The following is a 10,304-nucleotide window of genomic DNA, read 5'->3' on the forward strand; positions in this document are numbered from 1 at the left end:
ATAATACTAACAAATTTAAGACAATTATCAATTACAATTATCTATGAACTTTTTATTCTCAAGTAGTCAAGCAAAATTAATTGTATATTTAATGCTTAGGTTAAGTAGGTAGACATTATTTTGATATCTACTGCTCCAGTATACAAGTATTTTTTTGCCTATTTCCTATTTCCTGTTCTTTGGCAAATATTAAATTCATTTTACCGAATTATTAATTATTAATAATTAAATAATTCGCGCCTTGAAGCCTCCCCTTGGATAGGGGAAAAAAGTGCTAGGATATTTCCTCATCTTCAATTCCGTAACGGTTTTAATCAGAGGTAATTATCAATTATCAATTATCAATTATCAATTATTGAAACAGGTATCTATAAATCAATTTTTGAGATTAATGCGAGAAATAAACAATGAGTAAAAAATCTAGCAAATCAACAAAGTTATTAACAAAAATTCTAGTAATAGCAGGAATAATTAGCATCGGTCTTTTGCAAAATCTGTTGAAGCCCAAACCTGCTATGAATGCTGAAAGTATAGTTTTTAAAGTTCCTAATCTCACAGATTTATATATGTCTGTAGATTCTCTAGAAGTATTTGCTAAAGAAGGCAGGATTACTAATGATTTTGGCTTCTATGCTGCTTTTATGAAAAAAGAAGATTTAGCAAATTTGCGGAATATATTGCAAAAACGTTTTGATATACCGCCTGAATTAATTTCTCGGATTACTAATATGGCTATGGGGCAAGATTTCCTCAAATATTTGGGTCGGTTAGTACAAATAGATCCTGATATTAATGGTTATGATGCTATGAGAACTGCTTTAATTGAAGCTGCTTCTGACCCGGAAGAAGGTTTTACTATTATCAATATCATCAAAAAATTTCCGGCAAAAACAATCAGAATAAGTACAGATTTTTTATCTGAGTTTTCTAATGAGTTAACAACTTTTCAAGAATATCGAGATGCTTCTATTACAGCAATTACTGAACAAGCAGAAAAGCAAGTTTCTACAGATCCACAAATGGATTATTCTCAACTGGCAGATTTGAGTCAATTAGGTCCCTATAAAGTAATTAAAAAATCTATTAGTTTTGAAATAGATACTCTACGTCAAACTTACACAGGTTTAACAGGTTATTATACTCTAGAAGCAGATATTTACTTACCTGAAGGTATCTCTAAACCAGTACCTTTAGTAGTTTATAGTCATGGTTTTGGAGCGGAGAAAAAAAGTATTCTTTTAGCAGAACATTTAGCATCTTATGGAATTGCATTAGCAGGGGTTGAACATTTAGGTAGTGACTTAGCATATCGTCAATCTTTTCTCAAAGGAGAAGTAGATATAGATATCAGTCCTATTGAATATCTTAGCCGCCCATCAGACCTCACATTTTTATTAGATGAACTGGAAAATTTAGTCAAAACTGACTCCTATTGGCAATCTAAAATAGACTTAGAAAAAGTCGGTGCATTAGGAAATTCTTTTGGTGCTACTACAGTCTTATCTTTAGGGGGTGCTAATATTAATTTGGCTAGACTAAATCAAGAATGTGACCCGAAAAAATTGAGTTTAAATGTATCGGTATTGTTGCAATGTCGTGCAGGTTATTTACCACCTTCAAACTATGAGTTAAGAGACCCTCGCGTTAAGGCAGTTTTTGCTTATTTTCCCTTAACAAGTGTAGTTTTCGGACCTGAAGAAATGAGAAATATTTCTATTCCGACTTTACTTATGGGAGGTAGTCACGATATTCTAACTCCAGGGATAGAAGAAGATGTTCATCCTTTTATTTGGATGAATAATAATTCAGATAAATATTTGGCTTTTTTAGTTCCAGGAACTCATTTTTCTACTAGCACTTTAATTCCTGGTTTGCCAGAAGTATTACAGGGTCCGACGCCGGAAGTCGGACAATATTATTTAAAAAATTTAAGTGTGGCTTTCTTTAAAAAATATCTAGATAATCAATCAGAATATGAACCATATTTAACTGCCTCTTATGGTAAAGTGATGAATAAAGATTCCCTAAATTTGAATTTAATTCAATCTTTAACTGCACAACAATTAATAACTGCTTATGGTAGTTCTCCCCCTAAACCAATCATACCTCCACCTATTACTGCAAAAGTTCCTCAACGACAAGAAACTATCTTGGAAGAAATACAAATAACTGGAGTAATGAAAGTAGCAATGAGACGAGATGCTACTCCTTTTGGTTATGTAAATAATACAGGAGAATGGGCTGGTTATTGTGAAGATATTATTGAGGCTTTTGCGGAAAATATTGCTCAGGAATTAAATATTTCAACTGGTGTTAAAGTTATAGAAATTGTCTCTACTCTAGAAAACAGATTTCAATTAGTTCAAAATGGAATTGTACATTTAGAATGCGGTCCGAATACGATTAGGGATGATGTTAAAGGTGTGGCTTTTTCGAATCCTTTTTTTGTCACAGGAACTCATTTTTTAGTAAAAAAAGAAACACAAATAAATCCTGATGGTAATTTAGCTGGAGTAAAAACAGGTGTGTTGAGAAATACTACTACAGAAAATTTTATTCAAACAAAATATCCTCAATCTGAAGCAGTCTATTTTAAAGGTAGTAGAGGTATTAATGAAGCTGTCGAATCTTTGGTTGAAGGAGAAATTCAGACTTTGGCTAATGATGGGATTTTATCTCTTGGAGAATTGGTAAGACAAAATCTGGATATTAGTAATTATAAGTTAGTGCCAGAAGAACCTTTAACTTGTGATTTTTATGGGATGATTATCCCGAACAATGACTCTAAATGGCAAAATAAAATTAATTCTTTTATTGATGGTGAAAAATCTAGACCTATTGATGAAAAATGGTTTAAAGATTTATTTCCTTATCAGTTAGAGAGTGTAGATTTTTGTGTGAATCAACAAAAGTAATATAGGGAATAGGGAATAGGGAATAGGGAGTCGGGAGTCGGGACAAACATTTTTATTCTGGCTAATTAATGAGACTTTATCTGCAGGGTATTCCAAATATATCAGGACTTACGCAAAACATCTATTAAATTGCGTTTTATGTAGAGGCAATTTCCTACGGAATGCTGCCTCTTACAGAGGAGCTAACGTTAACACATTCATGACGGCGACAGTCGTTTAGCTAGCGCACAACTCCGTTAACGCTTCGCGACATATAAAGCGTTTGCGGAGCATTCCGATAGGAAAGCTTTGCGCCAGCAAAACATGAATTTCCCCTACAGGTAGCGTCTATGGGTAATTCCAAGTATATGAAGTACAAATATAGCACTTCCCACAGTTATTATGAGGTACAGTTATTTTCCTTATTTTCTATTCTCAGTGAAGCAGAATTAGGGTTTGCTGAAAAAGTCTTTTTTAAGGAGTAGGGGAGTAATTTTTTTGCCCAACTATGCGCCAGAAATGCGAACTTTTTGATTTTTCGGGAACCGTGCATGAAGAGCTGAAAACCAAGGTATTTCAGACCTAAAAAGGAACTTCTCTTTATCTGTAAATGTTTTTATATTTAATCAGGAAGTCCGAATTACTACTCTTTAGGGACGTTGTATTTCAGCAAAAAACACAATGAACAATTAACAATTAATAATTAATGACTATCACGGCGCTTAGGAGCAATATATAATACCATTTATCAAAAACTTTTCTACATTTTGTTGAGTAGGGGACTAGGGGAGTAGGGGGGAAGCAAACATAAGAATAATTAACATTAAACTAGCTAAAATTAGCAAAAAAATGATTCTGCGCCCTGCTGATTAGTTAATAACTGAAGTATCGCCCAAGTATAGCAATAATGCATGGGAATTGGTATAAACTATTTACCTAGCAGTCGCCCTAGGAATATATTAATTATTAATGACAAAGGGAGGCTTTAAACCTTAATTTTTGAATTAATAATTAATTATTGACTATCAAATCTTAATTATTAATTATTAACTATTAATTATTCGGTAACGTCTCTAGCTATTTGATAATTATTAGTCAGGAGCGTGTTAATTATTCTTATATTTACTGAAAAATTTAGGTATAAAGTCTCTCCATTCATGTAGCGCAGCGTTTCATGTCGGCGATAGCTGAAAATGCTATATCGAATTGAACAAGAGAAGAAAAAAAATCCTTTTAGCCAATCCTTCTATTACAGAAGAGGTAATTATTAATTGTTGAATTTTCTCCCACTTAATACAACAGTTTACGAAGTTATGAGGTACATATAGCCATTCCCAAAGTTATTAGTTATAATTGTTTTCTTTCTTTTCTATTCCCTATTCCCCCAAACATAAAATTTTGTACCTCATAACAACGAGAAGCACTGTAAAATGTAGCAAACATTTATCAAATTTGTATAATGAATAGAAAAATCAACCTAGATATTTTCAAAAAACGTCGTGGTAAAACAAAAAAAAGGATACTTTTATGCTTAGGTTCCCTACTATTAGGAACTATTCCCTTTTTATTAACAACTTTCTCAGCCAAAGCAGCAGAACAAGTTTATTTGAATTACGGTATTTTCAGAATAGGAGTCTCTTTAGGTGCTTTAGAAAATTATGCTGAAACAGGTAAAGTTGATGAAGAATTAAAACTTTATCTCCTATTTATAAATGTAGAAAATCAAGAAAAATTGCGAAACATCCTGAATTTTCAACTCAAGATTAATCCCAGACAACTGACTCAAGGTTTATATTCTCAAATGGGAGAAAATTTACTGAATTATTTGGGAGAAATGATTCAGGTAGATGGTACAAATGGTGGTGTTGCTATTCGAGAAGCTTTAATCACGACTGCTGAATCTCAAGATTTTACCCCCATAAATTTATTAAAGAATTTTTCTGGTCAAATTCAGTTTGACATACTTAAAATTCTGGCAACTAAGAGAGAATTTGTTAGCTTGATCCAAGATACAGAAAAACTGCTACTAGAAGTTAACCAACTGACATTAACTGCTGCTAATACTGAACCAAAAGTAAATTTTTCCAGATTGCCAGATTTACGCCAACCAGGAAATTTTTATTTCTATCAAGAGACTCTTAAACTGTACGATAAAAGTCGCCAACGCCAATTTATTGTTAATCTTTATTTACCTGATAATCTACCAAAAAATCAAACTATGCCAGTAGTAATTCTTTCTCCTGGTTTAGCTGCAAAACTTAGTCAATGGCAACATTTAGCAAAACATTTAGCTTCTTATGGTTTTGCTGTGGCAAAAGTACAACATCCAGGGAGTGATTTTAATCATTTTCAAGCTTTTCTGGATGGGGAAGAAAAAGATATATTTCAACTCCAAGAATTTATTAACAGACCTCTAGATATTAGTTATTTATTAGATGAGTTAGAACTGCGAAATAAATCTCAATTCCAAGGAAGGCTCAATCTAAAAAATGTGGGAATGGCTGGTCAATCTTTTGGTGCTTATACAGCTTTAGCTTTGGCTGGAGCAAAAATTAATTTTGAACAACTAAAACAAGATTGTTTGCCACAGATTAAATCTTTAAATCCTTCCTTATTTTTACAATGTCGTGCTTTGGAATTGCCTCAAAAAAATTATCAAAATTATAATTTTCGCGATGAAAGAATTAAGTCAGTATTAGTTATGGACCCAGTGAATGGGAGTATATTTGGTCAGTCAGGTTTTAGTAATATTAATATACCGATTTTGTGGGTTGCTGGTAGTGAAGATCAATTAACTCCGGTAGTAAGAGAACAGGTTTATCCTTTTACTTGGTTGCCAGTAAAAGAGAAGTATTTTATGTTGACAAAAGGTGCTAAACATCTGGATTTTAATGTGACTGCTATTCAGGATGTAGAATCTGTAGATGATGACTCTTTAAATCAGTTAGTTAGTGCAAGTTCTCCTGTGATTAAGTCTTATATTAATGCTTTGGGTTTGGCATTTTTTCAGATGTATGTGAGGAATGATTCTGATTATTTCAATTATTTAGGTTCTTCTTATGCTTTAGCTATTAGTGAGGAACCCTATACTTTGGGTTTTTTGTCTACTTTAACTGTAGAAAAATTAGCTCAACTTTTTGCTAGAAATAACGAGTAATTCCAGGGGTGAAAAAATTTGTCTACAAATAGTATCGGCAAGGAAGAATGCTTTAGTTATCTAGTAGAGATAAGAAGGCTTAAAATCAGGAAAATCCTTATTTCCCAATACTATATAAATTTCTTCTATTTTGTAACCATAATTTCAAATCAATTCCTGTAGTTGGATTTATAGAATTAGGGCTTGCTGATTAAAGATAAAAGCCTTAATAGATAATTTTTTTAGCCTTTTTTGGTCTGGAAAAAGTACGAAATTTTAGGTCATTTAGGTTCAAAAAATTAGCATTTTTGGCTCAATATTACAGGAAAATTAAGGGATAATTCCTCCCACTACCTCCTCGCTCCCATACCCATTTATCCTGACTCCTACCCCTACTAAAAGACTTTATTCAGCAAACCCTAATTAAAGGTTTTGCTTCCTGAAATTACTTGCCAAACTCCCATAGATCAAGCATTTATAGCTTTAGGCAAATTATCATTTATGAGTATGAGCAAAATGGGATTATATCCTATTAGTATTTAGTCTAATTCCAGTCTAACTGCATACTGTCTGAATTTCTTGAGAGTTCCTGAATATCCTGAACCAATTCTATATAAATTTAGTCTTTCTTTAATATCCAATCCCCTGACTAATAGTACAATTCGATCATTCATATTTGATATTTTTATCACAGTAGAAGCAGGTGCTAACTACAGAATAGGTTGTACAGTTTTTGGAGAATTTAAAAGATAATATCTCAGGATTTCTAAAGCTTCTTGTACTCCCTGTTGAAACCAAAAATCTTTCTTTAAATGTGAAATACTTTCCTGAAATTACTTTATACTCAAAGTTTTGAGCTTATAAAATATTACTTTTAACTTTTAACTTCCGTGAAATGATATTACTATGCTCTACTTACTATTATCATCTAGTCTTAACATTTTCCATAACTCTGACTCTTCAAATTTCTCCTATATTAAGGAATAACCTATTTTGTAATTGTTAACTATAATGGTAATAATTAGACTTCTCAACTTATAAAAAAGATGAAATTTCTACCAAGAATTTTTGCTCTAATATTCCTAGCACTAACTCTGACAAACTGTTCGAGAGAATTATCATCGGAAAAAATTGCCTCTCGACTAGAACCGAGTCTTGTCAAAATCTCCTCTAGAAATAAACCTGAACATATAACAGGTTTTTTTGTATCTGGAAAAACTGATGTTTGTACTGTAGTAACCACAGCTAACTTTGTCAAAAAAGACGGCGAGACAATATTACGAACTAATGATGAAAAAGTCTGGGATATTAGTAGTGTAAAAATATTTCCTAGTAATATTGATTTAGCTTTAGTCACGTTTCAACCAGAGGGCAAAAAATGCAATTATCCAGTTTTGAAAATAGGTAATTATGAAAATATGAAAATAGGTAGTTCCATCTATATTTCTGGTTTGCCAATGGAGAGTGAGGAGTTGCTGCCTAAATTTGTTTCTGGTACTGTTTCGAGTTTAGCTCAGTTAGCAGACGGTTATGGAGTTTATTATAAAGTTTTGAATATCGATGGAATGAGTGGATCTCCAGTTGTAGATGTTAGGGGTGAGGTTGTAGCAGTTCATGGCATGAGCGATCTAGAAATAATCCAAAGTTTGGAATCAGAAAAAGCAAGTTTGTATGACGCACAAAAGGCAACTTTTCAGCAAATTGTTGAAAGGATAGAAACATATGATCGACTTAATACTTTTCACTGGGGTATACCTATTAATTTGTTTCAGGAGTATCGGGGTAAAGCAGTTCCTCATTATGTACCTCTAGTTTCAGAAGCGGGACTTGATTACACAAAACTGCGCGACTTGTTAGTGGCAGGAAACTGGGAAGAAGCAGACAAAGAGACAAGCACATTAATACTGAAACTGACAGGTCAGGTGTGGGAGCGATCGGTAGAAAGAGAAGACTTAAATAATTTATCCTGCAAGGATTTGAGTACAATTGATAAACTTTGGCTAAAGTATAGTAATGGTCAGTTTGGCTTTTCTGTTCAGCAGAAAATTTATGATAGTGTCAGTGGTGGTTGGTACGTTTGGAAAGCTTATCAACTGGGTGGCGCGACAAAAGAATATTACAAAAGATATAAGAGTGCTTTTATAGAGAAAGTGGGTTGGCGCAAAGCAGGTAAATGGAATCTGGTTTGGGAATCTGTTAATCCCAATACTCCTTATTTGGGGCATATACCGTTTCGAGCTGTTATGGGTGCTAGTGAGCAGATGCTACCCGCTGAACGGATCAAGTTGTTCTTTTCTCGCGTAGATGCTTGTAGACTTTAACAGATAAACATTTCAGGAATTATTTACCAAAATTTTGAAATATTGTAGGAAATAACGGTAAAAATTTCCATGACAAAGTTCTTATATAAAATTCGGATAATTACTATACCTAAGTCATTGCGACTGGAACGGAGTGGAAGGAAGCAATCTCAGGGCTTTCGCGAGATTGCTTCCTATCGTCGCAATGACAACTGTTCAACCGGATTTTATACTATTCTTAATAGTAATTACTGACTACCTAATCATCAAGTAATCTGCTTACTCAAAGTTCCATATATTTCTAGTGTCTAGAAATATAATTTCCTCAAAAATTTTAGTTATCAAAAAAGGTGTAAATCTATGGCTTTTCAGACTCGAAGGTTATCTTTTTCCAGTTTAGACATTCATATAATTATTAATATGTTTCTTTGTTTATTGATAGCGAGCTTTTTTAATATTAGTTTTGACTTAGACGATCAAAGACTATACTGGTCTTTTTATTATCTACACTTCTTGCAGCTTATTGTATCTCAAACAAAAGTAATTTCACAGAAATCTTCAATTTTTGAATCCAATAATTTGATAACTAGAATAGTATTTATTTGCCTGGTGATAAGTCTTATGGTATTTGGTGTTATTTTTCCTTGGTTATTAATAATTGGCTTATTCATTTTTACTGATTACTATATAATGTTGCCGATTCTTTATTCTATAATCGTAGTAATAATATTTCAAATCACTATATTTATTGATAAGGATTCAAGATTATTCCGATTAGTTAATTATTTATCAAGATTTGCGGTTAGGAAAATACCAAAAATCATGTCGTTGATTAATTCCATTTTAGGAGCAAAATATTTTCCAGTTCGTTCTTTATTTGTCTTACTGATTAATACTTCTACACTTGTTAATGTTATTGCTTCTTTATTTGTATCATTAATCTTATCAGTTATTTTGCATGATCCGAATAATCTGACAGCAGCTAATATCATGCTTTATCTATTAGTATTCTCTATTATTGTCAGTGTAATCATAATTTTTATAGAGATAAAACTCAGCCTCAAAGCCAACAAATTATATCGACAAGGGAATGAACTATTCAAACAAGAAACAAAAACATCAAAAATACAAGCAATAGTCATTTTTGAGCAAGCACTACTACTTTATAAAAAAACAAACTACCAAATATGGGCAGCCATAAATCTGGATAATATTGGTCTTGTCTACAATGCTCTAGAAGAAAAACAAACTGCACTAGATTACTTCAACCAATCCCTAAACTTGTTCCAAAAAATGAAAAGTATTTTAGGGGAAGCTATTATTCTGAATAATATTGGTCTCGTCTACGATACTTTAGGAAAAAAACAAACTGCACTAGATTACTTCAACCAATCTCTAGACTTATTCCAAAAAATTCCAGATCCAGGGAGTATTGCCAATACTCTCTATAATTTAGCAGTTCTTAGATACAACCAAGGTAACTTAAATGAAGCATTAACAAAAATCGAATCAGCTATCAATATTATCGAAGAACTTTATACAGAAATTATTCTTACTAATCTCCATCAATCAAATTTTACTACAATTCAAAAATACTATCAATTTTACATAGACTTATTAATTACACTTCACAAACAAAACCCCAATCAAGGCTATGACATTAAAGCTTATGAAGTCAGGGAAAAACTCAAAAATAGAGAGACGAATTTAACCATAAATAGATAGGTGTAAATAAACCTTATATCATATCTGGTTGAATAGTTATAATTAAAGCTTGTAGTTTAGCTCTGAGCAATTTATACAATTCTGGCTAGAGCTTTACTACAAACAAAAACTTTTTTATTGCTGATTATCTGGATATGATATTATAGCAGTCGAAGCAAAGATTAATAAATGTCTTAATCCTGAAACCCTTTGAAAGTTTACTATTCCCTATTCCCTATTCCCTATTCCCTATTCCCTATTCCCTATTCC

General features: G+C 32.4%; 5 protein-coding genes. All 5 read left to right on the top strand.

Features of this window, described 5'->3' with window-relative positions:
• Nucleotides 1–407: 407 nt before the first annotated feature.
• Nucleotides 408–2,915 (top strand): alpha/beta hydrolase, encoded by a 2,508-nt coding sequence (locus ACP6PK_RS07470; RefSeq protein WP_426559072.1) that lies wholly within the window; start codon nucleotides 408–410, stop codon nucleotides 2,913–2,915.
• A 329-nt stretch (nucleotides 2,916–3,244) separates the two neighbouring features.
• On the top strand, nucleotides 3,245–3,379 hold the full coding sequence (locus ACP6PK_RS07475; protein WP_426559073.1) for a hypothetical protein: 135 nt from the start codon (nucleotides 3,245–3,247) through the stop codon (nucleotides 3,377–3,379).
• A 974-nt stretch (nucleotides 3,380–4,353) separates the two neighbouring features.
• Entirely contained in the window at nucleotides 4,354–6,051 is a 1,698-nt protein-coding gene (locus ACP6PK_RS07480; protein ID WP_426559074.1) for an alpha/beta hydrolase, read from the top strand.
• 1,025 nt (nucleotides 6,052–7,076) lie between these two features.
• Nucleotides 7,077–8,351, top strand: coding sequence for a GUN4 domain-containing protein (locus ACP6PK_RS07485; RefSeq protein WP_426559075.1), 1,275 nt, complete (start codon nucleotides 7,077–7,079; stop codon nucleotides 8,349–8,351).
• Nucleotides 8,352–9,152: 801 nt separating this feature from the next.
• A complete protein-coding gene (locus ACP6PK_RS07490) occupies nucleotides 9,153–10,055 on the top strand; it encodes a tetratricopeptide repeat protein (RefSeq protein WP_426559076.1) in 903 nt (300 codons plus the stop codon).
• The last annotated feature ends 249 nt before the right edge of the window (nucleotides 10,056–10,304 follow it).

Origin of the sequence: Dapis hubbardiae BLCC-M172 (genome assembly GCF_050016015.1) — a bacterium.
Lineage (GTDB): Bacteria > Cyanobacteriota > Cyanobacteriia > Cyanobacteriales > Microcoleaceae > Trichodesmium.

Bases quoted from the DNA above. Each gene is read 5' to 3' on its own strand.
- ACP6PK_RS07485 (WP_426559075.1), top strand. From the start codon at position 7,077: ATGAAATTTCTACCAAGAATTTTTGCTCTAATATTCCTAGCACTAACT.
- ACP6PK_RS07480 (WP_426559074.1), top strand. From the start codon at position 4,354: ATGAATAGAAAAATCAACCTAGATATTTTCAAAAAACGTCGTGGTAAA.
- ACP6PK_RS07490 (WP_426559076.1), top strand. From the start codon at position 9,153: ATGTCGTTGATTAATTCCATTTTAGGAGCAAAATATTTTCCAGTTCGT.
- ACP6PK_RS07475 (WP_426559073.1), top strand. From the start codon at position 3,245: ATGGGTAATTCCAAGTATATGAAGTACAAATATAGCACTTCCCACAGT.
- ACP6PK_RS07470 (WP_426559072.1), top strand. From the start codon at position 408: ATGAGTAAAAAATCTAGCAAATCAACAAAGTTATTAACAAAAATTCTA.